The organism is Burkholderia sp. BCC1998, from assembly GCF_905339875.1.
In the GTDB taxonomy this organism is placed as follows: Bacteria; Pseudomonadota; Gammaproteobacteria; order Burkholderiales; family Burkholderiaceae; genus Burkholderia.
In genome coordinates this window covers 386,332-404,289 of sequence record NZ_CAJPHE010000004.1, presented here as the reverse complement: position 1 = coordinate 404,289, position 17,958 = coordinate 386,332, and the positions used below count along the sequence as shown (strand labels likewise).

The window sequence follows — 17,958 nt, the reverse complement described above, 5'->3', positions numbered from 1 at the left end:
TCATGGCAAAGTTTTTTATCGATCGCCCGATCTTCGCGTGGGTGATCGCCATCATCCTGATGCTGGCCGGGGTTGCGGCGATCTTCACGCTGCCGATCGCGCAGTATCCGACGATCGCGCCGCCATCGATCCAGATCACCGCGAACTACCCGGGCGCTTCCGCGAAGACGGTGGAAGACACGGTGACGCAGGTGATCGAGCAGCAGATGAGCGGTCTCGACAACTTCCTGTACATGTCGTCGACGAGTGACGACTCGGGCAACGCCACGATCACGCTGACGTTCGCGCCGGGCACCAACGCCGACATCGCACAGGTCCAGGTGCAGAACAAGCTGTCGCTCGCGACGCCGGTTCTGCCGCAGGTCGTGCAGCAGCTCGGTCTGTCGGTCACGAAGTCGAGCAGCAGCTTCCTGCTGGTGCTCGCCTTCAACTCCGAAGACGGCAGCATGAACAAGTACGACCTCGCGAACTTCGTGGCGTCGCATGTGAAGGATCCGATCAGCCGGTTGAACGGCGTCGGTACCGTCACGCTGTTCGGCTCGCAGTACGCGATGCGGATCTGGCTCGACCCGACCCGCCTGACGAACTACGGCCTCACGCCGGTCGACGTGACGAGCGCGATCACCGCGCAGAACGTGCAGATCGCGGGCGGCCAGATCGGCGGCACGCCGGCCAAGCCGGGCACCGTGCTGCAGGCGACGATCACCGAATCGACGCTGCTGCAGACGCCCGAGCAGTTCGGCAACATCCTGCTGAAGGTCAACCAGGACGGCTCGCAGGTGCGCCTGAAGGACGTCGCGCAAATCGGCCTCGGCGGCGAAAACTACAACTTCGACACGAAGTACAACGGTCAGCCGACCGCGGCACTCGGTATCCAGCTCGCGACCAACGCGAACGCGCTCGCGACCGCGAAGGCCGTGCGCGCGAAGATCGACGAGCTCGCACCGTTCTTCCCGCACGGTCTCGTCGTGAAGTATCCGTACGACACGACGCCGTTCGTGAAGCTGTCGATCGAGGAAGTGGTCAAGACGCTGCTCGAAGGTATCGTGCTCGTGTTCCTCGTGATGTATCTGTTCCTGCAGAACCTGCGGGCGACGATCATCCCGACGATCGCGGTGCCGGTCGTGCTGCTCGGCACGTTCGCGATCATGTCGCTGGTGGGCTTCTCGATCAACACGCTGTCGATGTTCGGCCTCGTGCTCGCGATCGGCCTGCTGGTGGACGATGCGATCGTGGTGGTCGAGAACGTCGAGCGCGTGATGGCGGAAGAGGGGCTGTCACCGAAGGAGGCGACCCGCAAGGCGATGGGCCAGATCACCGGCGCACTCGTCGGCGTGGCGCTCGTGCTGTCGGCGGTGTTCGTGCCGGTCGCGTTCTCCGGCGGGTCGGTCGGCGCGATCTATCGTCAGTTCTCGCTGACGATCGTGTCGGCGATGGTGCTGTCGGTGCTGGTCGCGTTGATTCTGACGCCCGCCCTGTGCGCGACGATCCTCAAGCCGATCCCGCAGGGCCATCACGAAGAGAAGAAGGGCTTCTTCGGCTGGTTCAACCGCACGTTCAACAACAGCCGCGACAAGTACCACGTCGGCGTGCACCACGTGATCAAGCGCTCGGGTCGCTGGCTCATCATCTACCTGGTCGTGATCGTCGCGGTCGGCCTGCTGTTCGTGCGCCTGCCGAAGTCGTTCCTGCCCGATGAAGACCAGGGCCTGATGTTCGTGATCGTGCAGACGCCGTCGGGCTCGACGCAGGAAACGACCGCGAAGACGCTCGCGAACATTTCCGACTACCTGCTGAAGGACGAGAAGGAAATCGTCGAATCGGCGTTCACGGTCAACGGCTTCAGCTTCGCCGGCCGCGGCCAGAACTCGGGTCTCGTGTTCGTGCGCCTGAAGGACTACTCGCAGCGCCAGCACGCGAACCAGAAGGTCCAGGCGTTGATCGGCCGGATGTTCGGGCGCTATTCGGGCTACAAGGACGCGATCGTGATCCCGTTCAACCCGCCGTCGATTCCGGAACTCGGCACTGCCGCCGGCTTCGACTTCGAGCTGACGGACAACGCCGGTCTCGGCCACGACGCGCTGATGGCCGCACGTAACCAGCTGCTCGGGATGGCCTCGAAGGATCCGACGCTGCAGGGCGTGCGTCCGAACGGGCTGAACGATACGCCGCAGTACAAGGTCGACATCGATCGCGAGAAGGCGAATGCGCTCGGCGTGACGGCGGATGCGATCGACCAGACGTTCTCGATCGCGTGGGCGTCGAAGTACGTGAACAACTTCCTCGACACCGACGGCCGGATCAAGAAGGTGTACGTGCAGTCGGATGCGCCGTTCCGGATGACGCCGGAGGACATGAACATCTGGTACGTGCGCAACGGGTCGGGCGGGATGGTGCCGTTCAGCGCGTTCGCGACCGGTCACTGGACGTACGGTTCGCCGAAGCTCGAGCGTTACAACGGCGTGTCGGCGATGGAAATCCAGGGTCAGGCCGCACCGGGCAAGTCGACCGGTCAGGCGATGACCGCGATGGAAGGGCTCGCGAAGAAGCTGCCGGTCGGTATCGGCTATTCGTGGACCGGCCTGTCGTTCCAGGAAATCCAGTCCGGCTCGCAGGCGCCGATCCTGTACGCGATCTCGATCCTCGTCGTGTTCCTGTGTCTCGCGGCACTGTATGAAAGCTGGTCGATCCCGTTCTCGGTGATCATGGTGGTGCCGCTCGGCGTGGTCGGCGCACTGCTCGCGGCGACGATGCGCGGCCTCGAGAACGACGTGTTCTTCCAGGTCGGCCTGCTGACCACGGTGGGCTTGTCCGCGAAGAACGCGATCCTGATCGTCGAGTTCGCGCGCGAACTGCAGATGACGGAGAAGATGGGGCCGATCGAGGCTGCGCTGGAAGCGGCGCGCCTGCGGCTGCGTCCGATCCTGATGACGTCGCTCGCGTTCATTCTCGGCGTGATGCCGCTCGCGATCAGCAACGGCGCGGGTTCGGCGAGCCAGCACGCGATCGGTACCGGCGTGATCGGCGGGATGATCACGGCGACGTTCCTCGCGATCTTCATGATCCCGATGTTCTTCGTGAAGATCCGCGCGATCTTCAGCGGCGAGAAGGAAGACGTCGACCAGGCGCTGCGTCTGGCTCAGGAGCACTCGCACCACGAAGAGAAGCCGGGCAACGGCGACGAAGGCAACAAGGGACAGTGATGATGCAAAAACACGCTTTGACTGCAATCGCGGTCGCGCTCCTTGCCACGGGCTGCACGATGGCGCCGCACTACACGCGGCCCGACGCGCCCGTCGCGCAGGCGTACCCGGCCGGCGGCGTCTATGCGACGCAGCCGGGTGCTGCCGGCGCGCGCAGCGCGAACGGCCAGGCGGCGACCGCCATCGGCTGGCGCGAATTCTTCGTCGATCCGCGCCTGCAGCGGCTGATCGAGATCGCGCTGAAGAACAACCGCGACCTGCGCGTGTCGGTGCTGAACATCGAGGCGGCGCGCGCGCAGTACCAGATCACGCGCGCGGGCCTGTTCCCGACGCTCGACGGCACGGGCACGGGCAGCATCCAGCGCGTGCCGCAGGGCCTGTCGCAGACGGGTGCGCCGTATATCTCGCGGGCCTACAACGTCGGCGTTTCCGCGTCGTGGGAACTCGACCTGTTCGGTCGCGTGCAGAGCCTGAAGGACCAGGCGCTCGCGCAGTACCTGTCGACGTCGTACGCACGGCAGGCTGCCGAGATCTCGCTGGTGTCGCAGGTGGCGGATCAGTACCTGACGCTGCTGTCGACCGACGACCTGCTGCAGGTCACGGAAAACACGCTGAAGTCGGCCCAGGCGTCCTACGACCTGACCAAGCTGCAGTTCGACAACGGCACGGGCTCCGAGCTCGAGCTGCGTCAGGCGCAGACGGTCGTCGAGACGGCGCTCGCGAACCAGCAGGCGCAGGCGCGTGCGCGTGCGCAGGCGCTGAACGCGCTGGTGCTGCTGATCGGCGAGCCGCTGCCGGACGATCTGCCGGCGGGCATGCCGCTCGACGCGCAGAACCTGCTGACGGACGTGCCGGCCGGTCTGCCGTCCGACCTGCTGACGCGTCGTCCGGACGTGATGCAGGCCGAGCAGACGCTGCTGGCCGCGAACGCGAACATCGGCGCGGCGCGTGCGGCGTTCTTCCCGCGCATCTCGCTGACGGGCGCGTTCGGCACCGGCAGCCCGACGCTCGGCGGCCTGTTCAAGGCCGGCACCGCGGCGTGGTCGTTCGCGCCGCAGATCACGATGCCGATCTTCGAAGGCGGGCAGAACATCGCGAACCTGAACCTCGCGAACGTGCAGAAGCGCATCGAGATCGCCAACTACGAGAAGGCGATCCAGTCGGCGTTCCGCGAAGTGTCGGACGGGCTGGCCGCACGCGGCACGTACGACCAGCAGATCGCCGCGCTCGAGCGCAACGAGCACGCGCAGCAGCGTCGCTTCGACCTGTCGGACCTGCGCTACAAGAACGGTGTCGACAGCTACCTGTCGGTGCTGACCGCGCAAACCGACCTGTACTCGGCACAGCAGTCGCTGATCAGCGCGCGCCTGGCACGCTGGACGAACCTCGTCACGCTGTACCGCGCACTGGGCGGCGGCTGGATCCAGCACGCGGGCGAGACGCCGCGCGCACCGGACGAGACGGTCGACTACGACAAGGCGGCTGCTCCGGCCGCTGCGTCGGCGGCAGCGACGAACGGGTAAGCACGATGGCGGGCAGGGGCGGGCGACCGCGCCCGGTTCGCCGAAGTCGCGGTCCCCGGGATGAGACAACGCCACGGACGAAGGTCCGTGGCGTTTTTTTGTGCGGCCGGTTTGTTGCGACGGCGGATCGCCATCGCGGCGATCGCCGGCGTCACCACGACCGTCGCCCGGCCGGCCGCCGCAAAGCAAAAAGCCACGGCAAGCCGTGGCGTTTTTCCTTTACCGTATCGCGCCGTCCTTCGGCGCGTCCGGGTCGGACCGATCAGTGATGCACGTCGGCCGGGCGTCCGTCGAAGTCGTGCCCTGCGCGGCGGATCTCGCAACGCGCGTCTTTCTCGCCCTTCACGCCGTTGAACACGACGTTCAGGATCACGGCGGTGGCCGACGCGAGCAGGATGCCGCTATGCAGGATCGGGGCGAGCGCGGGCGGCAGCTTCGAGAAGAAGTGCGGCGACACGACCGGCACGAGGCCCATGCCGACGCTCACGGCGACGATGAACAGGTTGTGCGAGTTGTTCACGAAGTCGACCTTCGACAGCACCTTGATGCCGTTCGCGGCCACCATCCCGAACATCACGATACCCGCGCCGCCGAGCACGAACGGCGGCACCGACGCGACGACCTGCGCCATCTTCGGGAACAGGCCGAGCAGCACCAGGATCACGCCGCCCGTCGCGCAGACGAACCGGCTCTTCACGCCCGTCACGCCGATCAGGCCGACGTTCTGCGAGAACGACGTATGCGGGAACGAGTTGAAGATGCCGCCGATCAGCGTGCCGAGGCCGTCGACGCGCAGGCCGCGCACGAGGCGGTCCTGGTTGACCGGACGATCGACCATGTCGCCGACCGCGAGGAACATGCCGGTCGATTCGATGAACGTGACGAACATCACCGTGACCATCGTCGCGATCGACAGCGGGTCGAAGTGCGGCAGGCCGAAGTGGAACGGCATCACGAAGCCGACCCACGGTGCGTGCGCGACGCCGTCGGTATTCACGCGGCCGATCGCGAACGCGATCACGAAGCCGGCGACGATGCCGAGCAGCACCGAGATGTTCGCGAGGAAGCCGCGGCCGTACTTGTTGATCAGCAGGATCAGCGTGAGCACGAGCAGCGACAGGCCGAGGTAGACGGGGCTGCCGTATTCGGGGTTGCCGACGCCGCCGGCTGCCCAGTTGATCCCGACTTCCATCAGCGACAGCCCGATCACCGCGATCACGGTGCCGACCACGACCGGCGGGAAGAACCGCAACAGCTTGCCGATCATCGGCGCGAGCACGATGCCGATGATGCCGGCCGCGATGGTCGAGCCGAAGATGTCGAGAATGCCGAGGCCGGGGTTGGTGCCGATCGCGATCATCGGGCCGACGGCCGCGAACGTGCAGCCCATGATGACGGGCAGGCGGATCCCGAAGATCCACAGGCCGAGCGTCTGGATCAGCGTGGCGATGCCGCACGAAAACAGATCGGCGCTGATCAGGAACGCGATCTGGTCTTTCGGCAGCTTCAGCGCGCCGCCGACGATAAGCGGCACGGCGACGGCGCCGGCGTACATGACGAGGACGTGCTGGAGACCAAGCGTTACAAGCTTGCCGGTCGGCAGCACCTCATCGCACGGATGGACCGTGTTCGATTGCATCTGTCTCACTCCATGATCTTGTTTTCGGGGTGGTACGAAGTTATGCGGAATGCCACATCGCAACAAGAGCGCTGGGTTCTATTCCGTTCTTTGCTGGTTCGATATGCCTGGTCGGCATGAAACAGGGTGTCGATCATCGGGAAACTGCCGCTGGAGTGAGGTTCCCCGGTTTTATAGCCCTACAAAATAGCGCGGACCCCCGTGTCAAATATCGGCCGCTTTATGGTGTGTATCGCGAGCGCGGCATAGTGGCAAAAACGACCGGCGAAAAATCGCGCCGGGTTAACCCGCGAGCGGCTGTTTTGGCGGGCAAGGTGCAGCCCGCCTTGGCGGTCGTGCACGGCCGTGTTTTCGCGTCGCCGCGCGGCCGAAAGCGTCGCAAAAATCGGGGCGCATGGCGCGATCCCGCTATCATCGATATCCGTTCACTCGACTACGCCATCCCGTCATGCGCCTGCTCGGAATCGACCTCGGCACCGGCTCCGTCAAACTCGTCACGCTCGATGCCGATGGCGTCGAGCGCGCGGTCGCGAGCGAACCCTATGCGTTGTCGTCGCCGCAGCCCGGCTGGGCCGAAATCGCGCCCGATGTCTGGTGGCAGGCGCTCGTGCAGGCCGCCGCGCGGCTGCCGGCCGGCGAGCGCGCGCAGGTCGCCGCGATCGGCTTCTCCGGCCAGATGCACGGCGTCGTGCTGATCGACGCGGCCGGACAGCCGGTGCGGCCCGCGCTGTTGTGGCCCGATACGCGCGCGGTGCGCGAAGCGGACGCGGCGGATTGGCCCGCCGCCGGTTTGCCCGTCGCACCGAATCCCGTCGCGCCCGGCATGGCGGGCCCGCTGTTGCGCTGGCTGGCCGCACACGAACCGCAGGCGCTGCGGGCCGCACGCTGGGCCGTGCAGCCGAAGGACTGGCTGCGCGTCGCGCTGGGCGGCGAGGTCGTGGCCGATCCGAGCGACGCGTGCGCGACCGCGCTCGCGACGCCGGACGGCGCATGGGATACGGCGCTGATCGAGTCGCTGGGCTTGCCGGCCGACCGGTTCGCGCCGGTGCGGGCGTCGGGCGCGCGCTGCGGCGTGCTCGATGCGAAGGCCGCGGTGGTACTCGGGCTGCCGGCCGGCGTGCCGCTGGCGACGGGGGCGGCCGATACCGCGTGCGCGGCGCTCGGCAGCGGGCTCGTCGCGGCCGGCGACGCGCTGCTGACCACCGGCAGCGGCGGCCAGATCGTCGTGCTCGCGGATGCGCTGCCGCCCGCGCGGCGCGGGCTGCACCGCTATCGCGCGGCAGCCGGCGACGGTTATTACACGATGGCCGCGATGCAGAACGTCGGGCTCGCGCTCGAAGCCGTGCGCGGCTGGCTCGGCTATCCGGGCTGGGCGGATGCGTACGACGACGCGTTCGCGCAGCCGGCGTCCGAGCGGCTGTGCTTCCTGCCGTACCTGACGGGCGAGCGCTCGCCGTGGATGAATCCCGACGCGCGCGGCGGCTGGCTCGGGCTCGGGCTCGGCGACACGCGCGGCGCGATGATGCGCGCCGCATTCGAAGGCGTCGCGTTCGCGCTGCGCGCGGGGCTCGATGCGATCCGCGCTGCGAACCCGGCCGATCCGGTGACGACGCTGCGCCTCGCCGGCGGCGGCTCGGTCGATCCGCGCTGGCGCCAGTTGCTCGCGGATGCGCTCGGCGCGTCGCTGGACGCGGTCGATTGCCCGAACGCCGCGACGCGCGGTGCCGCGCTGCTCGCCGGCGTCGCGATCGGACACTGGCGCGACGACGCGCTGCGCACGCTGGCGCCGGCTGCGTCGCCCGTCGCCGCGCCGCGCGACGATCGCGCGCTGGCCGCCCGTCATGCGCGTTTCATCGATCTGTATGCGCGAACGGATGCGTGGTTCACGAGCGGCGTTTAAACTCGGGCACTTGTCCTGGATTGTCCTGTTGCGACAGCGGTGACGCCTCGCGGCAAGCCGACGGCCGTTTCCCGCGCGCGACGGGCAGCGGGATCGGAGATCATGCCGGACACGATACGGCTTTGCCGTGTCGCGCGGCACGGCTCGACCTGATCACACATGCGCTGCCGCGCGAGATGCTCGACGACGGCGTCGACCCGATGAAGAAGGGCGAATCGATTCGCCCGATCGTGCTGTATTGAACGGAAGGGAACCCCATGCTCGAACTCGTTTCTTCGCATGCTTGCCACGGTGGCGAGCAACGCTTTTATCGCCACGATTCGAAGGCGATCGGCCTGCCGATGAAGTTCTCGGTGTACCTGCCGCCGCAGGCGGCGCACGGCCGCGTGCCGGCGCTGTTCTATCTCGCGGGGCTCACCTGCACCGAGGAGACGTTCGCGATCAAGGGCGGCGCGCAGCAGTACGCGGCGCAACACGGCCTCGCGCTCGTGATGCCCGACACGAGCCCGCGCGGCGCGGGTGTGCCGGGCGAGTCCGAGGCGTGGGATTTCGGCGTCGGCGCGGGTTTCTATGTCGACGCGACGCAAGCGCCGTGGTCGACGCATTACCGGATGGAGTCCTACGTGACGGGCGAGCTGCGCGAACTCGTCGCGGCCGAGCTGCCGATCGACGGCGCGCGGCTCGGGATCTTCGGCCACTCGATGGGCGGGCACGGCGCGCTGACGCTCGCGCTGCGTCACCCCGACCTGTACCGGTCGGTGTCGGCGTTCGCGCCGATCGCCGCGCCGACGCGCTGCCCGTGGGGCGAGAAGGCGTTCTCGGGTTATCTGGGCGACGATCGCGAAGCGTGGAAACAGCACGACGCAAGCGAGCTCGTCGCGCGCGCGGATGCGCCGAAGTTCGCGGACGGCATTCTCGTCGACCAGGGCCTCGCCGACCAGTTCCTCGCGAACCAGCTGAACCCCGACGTGTTCGAAGCGGCGTGCGCGAAGGCCGGCCAGCCGCTGACGCTGCGCCGACATGCGGGCTACGACCACGGTTACTACTTCATCTCGACGTTCATCGCCGATCACGTCGCGCATCATGCACGGGTGCTGGCACGTTAGTGCGATAAACCGGCCGCGCCATCCGCCATCAGCGAGTGGCGCGGCGCTTCCACCTTCGCAGCATGCGCAAGGCGAGCCAGGTCACCGGTATCACGACCGCAAGCGCTATCAGCAAATGCACGACGATGACGAGATCATCGCCCGACTCGCCATCCCAGAACCCGGGAACATGCGTGACGAGCCAAGCCCACGCGCGCTCGGGTATCGGTAGTGCGAACGATTCGTGAGTGAGGCACAGCCGTGCAAGCGACACGGATGCCACGAGTACCCACGCGGTCACCGCGGCTCGGTACGCGACTCGCTTCATTTGACGGTAATCGTGCCGTACGCACGCACGGAGGAGCCGGGGATCGGAACCGGCTTCTGCGCGATCAGCAAGTTTCTCAGTCGCGCGTAATCGATCGTCGATTCGATGGTCACGCATTCCCCGCTGATTCCATGCACGCCTTTGGAGTGCGTGCGACATGCGCGGCGCCCTGTCGAGCGCCCGCTGAACGTCATGTGCGTCGCCGCAACAGGCTCGCCCCATACACGAGCGCGGACAGCGCGGTGATCCAGAAACTCGTCGGCCAGTCGGTGTGATACGCAAGCGCGATCCCGGCCCACGCTTCGAACAGCGCGAACAGCGCGGCGAGCAGCACGCCGGTCGACAGCCGCGTCGACACGTTCTGCGCGGCCGCGGCCGGCCCGACCAGCAGCGTGAACACGAGCAGCACGCCGACGATCTGCGTCGCCGCGGCCACCGCGAGCGCGCACACCGCGAGGAACAGCATCGACACCGTGCGCAGCGACACGCCCTTGGCTTCGGCCAGCTCGGGCTGCAGCGACGCGAACAGCAGCGGCCGCGCGATCAGCGCGAGCGCGACGAGGCTCACCGCGCCGATGCCGGCCAGCACCGCGAGCGTATCGTGGCTGACCGCGAGCACGTTGCCGAACAGCAGCGCGGTGACCTGCGTCGCGAACGACGTGTAGAAGTGCAGGAACAGCAGCCCGAAGCCGAGCGCGCCCGACAGGATCACGCCGATCGCGACGTCGCGGCCCGCGAGCCGTTCGCCGAGCGCGCCCATCCCGATCCCGGCCGCGAGCGTGAAGCCGACCATCCCCCAGATCGGCGAGATGCCGAGCAGCACCGCGCCGGTCGCGCCGGTGAAGCCGACGTGCGACAGCGCGTGGCCGGCGAAGGTTTGTCCGCGCAGCACCAGGAAGTAGCCGACGATGCCCGCGAGCACCGCGACGATCCCCGACGCGGCGAACGCGTTGATCATGAAGTCGTATTCAAACATCGTGCGAATGCCCGGGATGAGCGTGTCCGTGGTGGTGGTGACCGTGATCGTGACCGCCGCCGCCGTGCGAGTGGCCGTCGTCGTCCTCGTGTTCGTGATCGTGCTTCTCGATTTCGACGTCGCCCGACATCACGAAGATCCTGCCGTTCACGCGCATCACGTCGATCGGCGAGCCGTACAGGCGCGACAGCACGGGTTTCGTGATCACCTCGTCGACGGTGCCGAGCGCCGCGACGCCGTTGCCGAGATACAGCACGCGGTCGAGCGCGTTCAGCAGCGGATTCAGTTCGTGCGCGGAAAACAGCACGGTGATGCCGAGCTCGCGCTGGACGTTGCGCACGAGTTCGACGACGCCGCGCTGGTGGTTCGGATCGAGGCTGATCAGCGGCTCGTCGAGCAGCAGCAGCTTCGGGCTGCCGAGCAGGCACTGCGCGAGCAGCAGGCGCTGCCGCTCGCCGCCCGACAGTTCCGACAGCGGCCGGCGCGCGAGCGTCGGGCCGCCGACGAGGTCGAGCACGCGGTCGACGTCGCGCCGCGTCGCGGCGTTCGTATGCGGCAGCCCCCAGCGGTGGCCGTCGGCGGCCATCGCGACGAAGTCGTAGCCGCGCATCCGGCGATTCGCGAGGCCGCTTCTGATCTGCGGCATGTAGCCGATCGACGCGTTGCCGCGCACGACCGGCACGCCGCCGACCGACAGCGTGCCGCCCGTGACGGGCACGAGGCCGAGCACCGCGCGCATCAGCGTCGTCTTGCCCGCGCCGTTCGGCCCGAGCACGCCGACGAATTCGCCGGGTTCGATCGAGAAGCTCACGTCGCGCAGGATCGTGCGTCCGCCCAGTTCGAGCGTGACGCGATCGAGTGCGAGTGCGTGGGGAGTGGCGGTCATGTCGTAGCGTGAATCATTTCTTGCTGGCGGAAAGCGCGGCCGCGAGCGCGTCGAGCTGGCCGGCCATCCATTGCTGGAAGGTCTTGCCGGCCGGCTGCGTCTCGGTGACGCTGACGCTCGGCACGCCGCCGTCGCGCGCGACCTTCAGCAGGCGCTTGGTCATCGGCGCTTCGGCCTGGCTGTTGTAGATCAGCACGCGCACCTGCTTCTTGCGCAGGTCGTTCTCGAACGCGGCGACGTCCTGCGCGCTGGCTTCGGTGTCGTTCATCGTCGCGAGCTGGAAGCGCTGGTTGCGCATGTCGAGGCCGATCGCATCCGACATGTAGCCGAATACCGGCTCGGTGGCCGTCACCGGCACGCCCTTGTACTGCGCGCGCAGCGCGGCGACCTTGTCGTCGATCGGCTTCAGCGACGCGACGAACTTCTGCAGGTTCGCGTCGTAGTCGGCCTTGTTCGCCGGGTCGGCCCGGCCGAGCTCGGCCGCGATCGCGCGCGCCGCGGCCGGCATGGTTGCCGGGTCGTACCACAGGTGCGGGTTGTCGCCGGCCTTCTTGCCGACGAGATCCGCGACGACGATCGTCGCGCGCTTCGCCTGCTTCGATGCGGACAGCAGCTTGGCCATCCACGGGTCGTAGTTCGCCCCGTTGTAGATCACGACCTGCGCGTGCTGCAGCGCGCGCGCGGTCTTCGGGCTCGCTTCGAACAGGTGCGGATCCTGGTCGGGACTGCTGAGGATGCTGGTTACCGCGACATGGCGGCCGCCGATCTGCGACGCGACGTCGCCATAGAAATTCTCGGCGGCGACCACGTTGACGGTCGCGGCCTGCGCGAACGCGGGCGCCGCGATCGACAGCGCGGCAGCAGCGGCGGCCAGCAGGCGGGCAAGCGGCAGGGCGCGCCGCGGCGCGCGCTTCAGGGCAATGGACATGAAACTCCTCGTTGGAAGGGGCGGCGGGTGCGCCGCGCGGTGCGGTGTCAGCGTTGCGCGGGCTTGCCCTTGCAGTGCCCGCACAGGCCGTTCAGCTCGACGACCTGATGGTGGACTTCGAACCCGTGCGCGGGCTCGCTCGCGGACAACTGTTTCGCGAGGTCGCTGCCCGGGATCTCGACGGTCTCGCCGCACGAGTCGCAGATCAGGAACTGGCCTTCGTGCGGCACGCCGATCTCGCAGCACGCGAAGAATGCGTTCTTCGATTCGATCCGGTGGATGAAGCCGTGCTCGACGAGGAAATCCAGCGCGCGATAGACGGTCGTGGGCGGCACGCGGCCGCGTTGCGGCTCGAGCTCGGCGAGCAGGTCGTACGCGCCGATCGGGCGCTGCGCGGCCAGCACGCGTTCGTAGACCTGGCGGCGCAGCGGCGTCCACGCGAGCCCGTGCTCGGCGGCGAATGCGTCGGCCCGGGACAGCCGGGCGTCGATGGGCGATGAGGTGGCCATGGCGTGAAGCAGGCAGTGAAACGAAGTATCGCGATGATATAACGTATCTCCATGCCGTGCAGCCCGAATTCCTGCCGATGCACGCGCTCCGTCCCCTTCAGCGCCGTTTCAGCCGCGCCGCACCCAGCCCGCCGCGCCTTGCCGGGCGCGGGTCGCCGGCCGGCGCACGGCGCGGCCGTGCCGCAGCGCATCATCGAAAGCCGCCGTGTCGCCTTGACAGCACGAATCGCGTATCCGATCATTCGATCAACAACAGAGCAATTGATCGGCCGGCGAGCGTTCGCTCACCTCGCGGCCTTCGTGCAGCAGAACGAACCGGAGACAACCAGTGAGACTGGCAGACAAGGTCGCGATCCTGACGGGCGCGGCAAGCGGCATCGGCGAAGCGGTCGCGCAACGCTATCTGGACGAGGGCGCGCGCTGCGTGCTGGTCGACGTGAAGCCGCCGAGCGGCTCGCTCGCGCGGCTGATCGAGGACAATCCCGGCCGGGCGGTGGCCGTTACCGCGGACGTCACGCGCCGCGACGACATCGCGCGCATCGTCGCGACCGCGGTCGAGCGCTTCGGCGGCGTCGACATCCTGTTCAACAACGCGGCGCTGTTCGACATGCGCCCGCTCCTCGACGAATCCTGGGACGTGTTCGACCGGCTGTTCGCGGTCAACGTGAAAGGGCTGTTCTTCCTGATGCAGGCGGTCGCGCAGCGGATGGTCGAGCAGGGCCGCGGCGGCAAGATCGTCAACATGTCGTCGCAGGCGGGGCGTCGCGGCGAGGCACTCGTTTCGCACTACTGCGCGACCAAGGCCGCGGTGATCAGCTATACGCAGTCGGCCGCGCTCGCGCTCGCACCGCACCGGATCAACGTGAACGGCATCGCGCCGGGCGTGGTCGACACGCCGATGTGGGAGCAGGTCGATGCGCTGTTCGCGCGCTACGAGAACCGGCCGCTCGGCGAGAAGAAGCGGCTCGTCGGCGTTGCCGTGCCGCTCGGCCGGATGGGCGTGCCGGGCGACCTGACGGGCGCTGCGCTGTTCCTCGCGTCGGCCGACGCCGACTACATCACCGCCCAGACGCTGAACGTCGACGGCGGCAACTGGATGAGCTGAAGTGGCGCCGCTCGCACGCTTACCCCTGGCGTTCGTGCCGCGCGCGGCCGCCGCCGCACGAGGACACGCATGATGGCGGAGATCGTGGTCGCCGGCGAACTGCTGGCCGAATTCGTCGCCGCCGAGCGCGGCCAGGGCTTCGACGTGCCTGGCCTGTTCGCGGGCCCGTTCCCGAGCGGCGCGCCGGCGATCTTCGCCGACCAGGCCGCGCGGCTCGGCGTGCGCGTCGCGTATGCGGGCTGCGTCGGCCGCGACGCGTTCGGCGACGCGATCGTCGCGCGGCTCGAGCGGGACGGCGTCGACGTCGCGCGCATCCGTCGCGTCGCACGTCCGACCGGCACCGCGTTCGTCGCGTATCGCGACGACGGTTCGCGCAGCTTCGTGTTCAGCCTGTCGACCAGCGCGGCTGCGTGCGTCGACGCATCCGACGTCGACACCGCGATGTTCGACGGCTGCCGCTACTTCCACGTGATGGGCTCGTCGCTGACGAGCGAATCGGCGATCGCGGCGGTCCAGCGCGGCGTGATCGAGGCGGCGCGCGCCGGCGCGAAGGTGTCGTTCGACCCGAACGTGCGGCCCGAGATGCTGAGCTTCCGCCCGATGCGCGCGGCGCTCGACACGCTGCTCGCCGCGTGCCACCTGTTCCTGCCGAGCGAGGCCGACCTGCCGTTCTTCTGCGGGCCGCAGCCGGCCGAGCGCGCGATCGCCGGGCTGCTCGCGACGCATCCGCTGCTCGAACGCGTCGTGCTCAAGCGCGGCGCGGCCGGCAGCGTCGCGTTCGACCGTGCGAGCCGTGTCGACGCGCCGGCTTATCCCGTCGACGAACGCGATCCGACCGGCGCCGGCGACTGCTTCGGCGGCACGCTGGTCGCGAGTCTCGTCGCCGGCCTGCCGATCGACGTCGCGTTGCGCCGCGCGAACGCGGCCGGCGCGATCGCGGTCACGCGGCGCGGCCCGATGGAGGGCAACAGCAGCGCGGCCGAGATCGACCGCTTCCTGACCGAACGAGGTGTCGCATGCCCGGCCTGACTTCCACTGCCGAACGCCCGCGCAGCGCGCACGCCGGCGCCGTGCTGCGGATGATCTTCGACGCGAACCGCGCGCAGGCGCAGCGCGGCATCTATTCGGTCTGCAGCGCGCACCGGCTCGTGCTGGAGGCCGCGTGCGAGGCCGCGCGCGCGGACGGCTCGCCGCTCCTGATCGAGGCGACCTGCAACCAGGTGAACCATCTCGGCGGCTACACGGGCATGACGCCCGCCGATTTCCGGCGCGACGTCGATGCGATCGCGCAGCGCTGCGGGCTCGCGCCGTCGGCGCTGGTGCTCGGCGGCGACCATCTGGGACCGAACCCGTGGCGGCACCGCCGCGCGGCCGACGCGATGCGCGAAGCGGCGGCGATGGTCGCCGCGTATGTCGAAGCCGGGTTCGAGAAGATCCACCTCGATGCGAGCATGGCGTGTGCGGACGATCCGGCGCGGCTCGACGACCGGACGATCGCCGCGCGCGCGGCCGGGCTGTGCCGCGCGGCCGAAGACGCGGCGGCGCGCACCGGCGTCGCGCCCGTCTACGTGATCGGCACCGAGGTGCCGACGCCGGGCGGCGAAGTGGCCGGCGACGCAGCCGGCGATGCGATCGCGCGGATCGCGGTCACGCGCAGCGACAGCATCGCGGCGACGCTCGACGCGCATCGCAGCGCATTCGCGGCGGCCGGGCTCGACGACGCATGGACGCGCGTGGTCGCGATCGTCGCGCAACCGGGCGTCGATTTCGACGATCGCCACGTGCTCGACTACGACAGCGCGAAGGCCGCATCGCTCGGTGCAAGCATCCTGCGCACGCCGCGCCTCGTGTTCGAAGCGCATTCGACCGACTATCAGACCGAAGGCGCGCTCGCCGCGCTCGTGCGCGACCACTTCGCGGTGCTGAAGGTCGGCCCCGCGCTGACCTTCGCGCTGCGCGAGGCGCTGTTCGCGCTCACCTTCATCGAGGACGCGCTGATCGGCGACGGCGCGCAGCGCTCGCAGCTGCGCGACGTGGTCGACGCCGCGATGCGCGCGCAGCCCGAGCACTGGGCGCCATACTACCGCGGCGACGAGACCGAGCAGCGGCTCGCGCGCCAGTTCAGCTACAGCGACCGGATCCGCTACTACTGGCTGCAGCCGGCCGTCGCGGCGGCGGTCGAGCAGTTGTTCGACAACCTCGCGCGGCAGCCGGTGCCCGAAACGCTCGTCGCGCAGTGGCTGCCGGACGTGTACGCGGCGTGCCGCGCGGGCGGCCTCGCGAAGGAGCCGCGCGCATGGGTGCGCCACCGGATACGCGACGTGATCGCGCACTATGCGCGCGCGTGCGGGATGCAGCGGCCGGCGTGACGGGCCGCGAAGGAAGTGCAGCAACGCGACATACGCAATACGCAATACGCAATACGCAACACCGACGACAGTTCGAACAATCACAGGAGACATGCCATGCAACGAAAGATGCTCGATGCCGCCGTACGCTGCTTCGCCGGGGCCGCGCTCGCGACGGCCGCGTGCGCGGCGTCCGCCGGCACGCTGACGATCGCGACGCTGAACAACCCGGACATGATCGAGTTGAAGAAGCTGTCGCCGGCGTTCGAGAAGGCGAACCCTGACATCAAGCTGAACTGGGTGATCCTCGAGGAGAACGTGCTGCGCCAGCGCGCGACCACCGACATCACGACCGGCAGCGGCCAGTTCGACGTGATGGCGATCGGCACCTACGAGACGCCGCAGTGGGGCAAGCGCGGCTGGCTCGCGCCGATCACGGGGCTGCCCGCCGACTACGACCTGAACGACATCGTGAAGACCGCGCGCGACAGCCTGTCGTACAACGGCCAGCTGTATGCGCTGCCGTTCTACGTCGAGAGCTCGATGACGTTCTACCGCAAGGACCTGTTCGCGGCGAAGGGGCTCAAGATGCCCGACCAGCCGACCTACGACCAGATCGCCGAGTTCGCGGACAAGCTCACCGACAAGGCGAAGGGCACCTACGGGATCTGCTTGCGCGGCAAGGCCGGGTGGGGCGAGAACATGGCGTACGTGTCGACGGTCGTGAACACGTTCGGCGGGCGCTGGTTCGACGAGAACTGGAACGCGCAGCTCACGTCGCCGGAATGGAAGAAGGCGATCGGCTTCTACGTGAACCTGCTGAAGAAAGACGGCCCGCCGGGGGCGAGCTCGAACGGCTTCAACGAAAACCTGACCCTGACCGCGTCGGGCAAGTGCGCGATGTGGATCGACGCGACGGTCGCGGCCGGGATGCTCTATAACAAACAGCAGTCGCAGGTCGCCGACCGGATCGGCTTCGCCGCCGCGCCGGTCGCCGCCACGCCGAAGGGCTCGCACTGGCTGTGGGCGTGGGCGCTGGCCGTGCCGAAGACGTCGAAGCAGCAGGACGCCGCGCGCAAGTTCATCGCGTGGGCGACGTCGAAGCAGTACATCGAGATGGTCGGCAAGGACGAAGGCTGGGCGTCGGTGCCGCCGGGCACCCGCACGTCGACCTACCAGCGCGCCGAGTACAAGGCCGCCGCGCCGTTCTCGGACTTCGTGCTGAAGGCGATCGAGACGGCCGACCCGAACGATCCGTCGCTGAAGAAGGTGCCGTACACGGGCGTGCAGTACGTCGGGATTCCTGAATTCCAGTCGTTCGGCACGGTGGTCGGGCAGGCGATCGCGGGTGCGGTGGCCGGCCAGATGACGGTCGACCAGGCGCTCGCCGCCGGGCAGGCGGCGGCCGACCGTGCGGTCCGGCAGGCCGGCTACAAGAAGTAACGCGGCTGGCACCGTGCGCGCTGCCGCGCACGGTGCGCGTCGCCGATGCAGAAAGGCGGGCCGGCCGTTCGTGCCCGCGTCTCAA

Annotated in this window: 15 protein-coding genes; 8 read left to right on the top strand and 7 right to left on the bottom strand. The window is 68.5% G+C overall.

All coding sequences use genetic code 11. From position 1 onward, the window contains the following. The first annotated feature begins 2 nt into the window (after positions 1–2). Entirely contained in the window at positions 3–3,203 is a 3,201-nt protein-coding gene (bpeB, locus tag U5A56_RS10465; protein ID WP_044844486.1) for an efflux RND transporter permease BpeB, read from the top strand. Then, positions 3,203–4,726, top strand: coding sequence for an efflux transporter outer membrane subunit (locus tag U5A56_RS10460; protein WP_044844485.1), 1,524 nt, complete (start codon positions 3,203–3,205; stop codon positions 4,724–4,726). Before bpeB ends, U5A56_RS10460 begins: the two co-directional genes overlap by 1 nt. Before the next feature lie 262 nt (positions 4,727–4,988). Here the strand turns inward: U5A56_RS10460 and U5A56_RS10455 are convergent, their stop codons facing one another. Continuing rightward, the gene (locus U5A56_RS10455) at positions 4,989–6,365 is read right to left on the bottom strand and encodes a nucleobase:cation symporter-2 family protein (RefSeq protein WP_185640842.1); all 1,377 of its coding nucleotides are present in this window, start codon (positions 6,363–6,365) and stop codon (positions 4,989–4,991) included. Between the two features lie 448 nt (positions 6,366–6,813). On the opposite strand from U5A56_RS10455, the gene U5A56_RS10450 reads away from it, so the two are divergent. Together U5A56_RS10450 and fghA are read left to right on the top strand one after the other, a co-directional pair. After that, on the top strand, positions 6,814–8,265 hold the full coding sequence (locus U5A56_RS10450; RefSeq protein WP_321922140.1) for a xylulokinase: 1,452 nt from the start codon (positions 6,814–6,816) through the stop codon (positions 8,263–8,265). Positions 8,266–8,522: 257 nt separating this feature from the next. Continuing rightward, positions 8,523–9,371, top strand: a complete 849-nt coding sequence (fghA, locus tag U5A56_RS10445) for an S-formylglutathione hydrolase (protein WP_321922138.1) — start codon at positions 8,523–8,525, stop codon at positions 9,369–9,371. Positions 9,372–9,399: 28 nt separating this feature from the next. On the opposite strand, the gene U5A56_RS10440 is transcribed toward fghA, so the two are convergent. Genes U5A56_RS10440 through U5A56_RS10415 form a run of 6 tightly spaced genes read right to left on the bottom strand, consistent with a single transcriptional unit; the run spans position 9,400 to position 12,977 of the window. Next, positions 9,400–9,678, bottom strand: coding sequence for a hypothetical protein (locus U5A56_RS10440; protein ID WP_321922136.1), 279 nt, complete (start codon positions 9,676–9,678; stop codon positions 9,400–9,402). Next, a complete protein-coding gene (locus U5A56_RS10435) occupies positions 9,675–9,872 on the bottom strand; it encodes a hypothetical protein (RefSeq protein WP_321799179.1) in 198 nt (65 codons plus the stop codon). The genes U5A56_RS10440 and U5A56_RS10435 overlap by 4 nt, the downstream gene beginning before the upstream one ends. Beyond that, positions 9,869–10,654, bottom strand: coding sequence for a metal ABC transporter permease (locus U5A56_RS10430; protein ID WP_044844479.1), 786 nt, complete (start codon positions 10,652–10,654; stop codon positions 9,869–9,871). Before U5A56_RS10430 ends, U5A56_RS10435 begins: the two co-directional genes overlap by 4 nt. After that, positions 10,647–11,540, bottom strand: coding sequence for an ABC transporter ATP-binding protein (locus tag U5A56_RS10425; RefSeq protein WP_044844478.1), 894 nt, complete (start codon positions 11,538–11,540; stop codon positions 10,647–10,649). Before U5A56_RS10425 ends, U5A56_RS10430 begins: the two co-directional genes overlap by 8 nt. A 13-nt stretch (positions 11,541–11,553) precedes the next feature. Beyond that, a complete protein-coding gene (locus U5A56_RS10420; protein WP_044844477.1) occupies positions 11,554–12,468 on the bottom strand; it encodes a metal ABC transporter solute-binding protein, Zn/Mn family in 915 nt (304 codons plus the stop codon). A gap of 47 nt (positions 12,469–12,515) precedes the next feature. Beyond that, positions 12,516–12,977: a Fur family transcriptional regulator gene (locus U5A56_RS10415; protein ID WP_014896195.1), complete on the bottom strand. Its 462-nt coding sequence runs from the start codon at positions 12,975–12,977 to the stop codon at positions 12,516–12,518. Between the two features lie 328 nt (positions 12,978–13,305). On the opposite strand from U5A56_RS10415, the gene U5A56_RS10410 reads away from it, so the two are divergent. The 4 genes from U5A56_RS10410 to U5A56_RS10395 all read left to right on the top strand — a co-directional run bounded on the left by U5A56_RS10410 (position 13,306) and on the right by U5A56_RS10395 (position 17,873). After that, positions 13,306–14,082 carry an L-iditol 2-dehydrogenase gene (locus tag U5A56_RS10410; protein ID WP_321809379.1) on the top strand — a complete coding sequence of 259 codons (777 nt, stop codon included), beginning with the start codon at positions 13,306–13,308 and terminating at the stop codon, positions 14,080–14,082. Positions 14,083–14,154: 72 nt separating this feature from the next. Continuing rightward, positions 14,155–15,111 carry a sugar kinase gene (locus tag U5A56_RS10405; protein WP_321820342.1) on the top strand — a complete coding sequence of 319 codons (957 nt, stop codon included), beginning with the start codon at positions 14,155–14,157 and terminating at the stop codon, positions 15,109–15,111. Next, positions 15,099–16,451 carry a D-tagatose-bisphosphate aldolase, class II, non-catalytic subunit gene (locus U5A56_RS10400; RefSeq protein WP_321922133.1) on the top strand — a complete coding sequence of 451 codons (1,353 nt, stop codon included), beginning with the start codon at positions 15,099–15,101 and terminating at the stop codon, positions 16,449–16,451. Before U5A56_RS10405 ends, U5A56_RS10400 begins: the two co-directional genes overlap by 13 nt. Positions 16,452–16,547: 96 nt before the next feature. Beyond that, complete coding sequence (locus U5A56_RS10395) at positions 16,548–17,873, top strand: ABC transporter substrate-binding protein (RefSeq protein WP_044844474.1); 1,326 nt, start codon at positions 16,548–16,550, stop codon at positions 17,871–17,873. The last annotated feature ends 85 nt before the right edge of the window (positions 17,874–17,958 follow it).

What these genes read in the sequence shown, in the direction of transcription:
- bpeB (WP_044844486.1), top strand. Translation starts at nt 3, where the DNA reads ATGGCAAAGTTTTTTATCGATCGCCCGATCTTCGCGTGGGTGATCGCC.
- U5A56_RS10460 (WP_044844485.1), top strand. Translation starts at nt 3,203, where the DNA reads ATGATGCAAAAACACGCTTTGACTGCAATCGCGGTCGCGCTCCTTGCC.
- U5A56_RS10455 (WP_185640842.1), bottom strand. Translation starts at nt 6,365, where the DNA reads ATGCAATCGAACACGGTCCATCCGTGCGATGAGGTGCTGCCGACCGGC.
- U5A56_RS10450 (WP_321922140.1), top strand. Translation starts at nt 6,814, where the DNA reads ATGCGCCTGCTCGGAATCGACCTCGGCACCGGCTCCGTCAAACTCGTC.
- fghA (WP_321922138.1), top strand. Translation starts at nt 8,523, where the DNA reads ATGCTCGAACTCGTTTCTTCGCATGCTTGCCACGGTGGCGAGCAACGC.
- U5A56_RS10440 (WP_321922136.1), bottom strand. Translation starts at nt 9,678, where the DNA reads ATGAAGCGAGTCGCGTACCGAGCCGCGGTGACCGCGTGGGTACTCGTG.
- U5A56_RS10435 (WP_321799179.1), bottom strand. Translation starts at nt 9,872, where the DNA reads ATGACGTTCAGCGGGCGCTCGACAGGGCGCCGCGCATGTCGCACGCAC.
- U5A56_RS10430 (WP_044844479.1), bottom strand. Translation starts at nt 10,654, where the DNA reads ATGTTTGAATACGACTTCATGATCAACGCGTTCGCCGCGTCGGGGATC.
- U5A56_RS10425 (WP_044844478.1), bottom strand. Translation starts at nt 11,540, where the DNA reads ATGACCGCCACTCCCCACGCACTCGCACTCGATCGCGTCACGCTCGAA.
- U5A56_RS10420 (WP_044844477.1), bottom strand. Translation starts at nt 12,468, where the DNA reads ATGTCCATTGCCCTGAAGCGCGCGCCGCGGCGCGCCCTGCCGCTTGCC.
- U5A56_RS10415 (WP_014896195.1), bottom strand. Translation starts at nt 12,977, where the DNA reads ATGGCCACCTCATCGCCCATCGACGCCCGGCTGTCCCGGGCCGACGCA.
- U5A56_RS10405 (WP_321820342.1), top strand. Translation starts at nt 14,155, where the DNA reads ATGGCGGAGATCGTGGTCGCCGGCGAACTGCTGGCCGAATTCGTCGCC.
- U5A56_RS10400 (WP_321922133.1), top strand. Translation starts at nt 15,099, where the DNA reads ATGCCCGGCCTGACTTCCACTGCCGAACGCCCGCGCAGCGCGCACGCC.
- U5A56_RS10395 (WP_044844474.1), top strand. Translation starts at nt 16,548, where the DNA reads ATGCAACGAAAGATGCTCGATGCCGCCGTACGCTGCTTCGCCGGGGCC.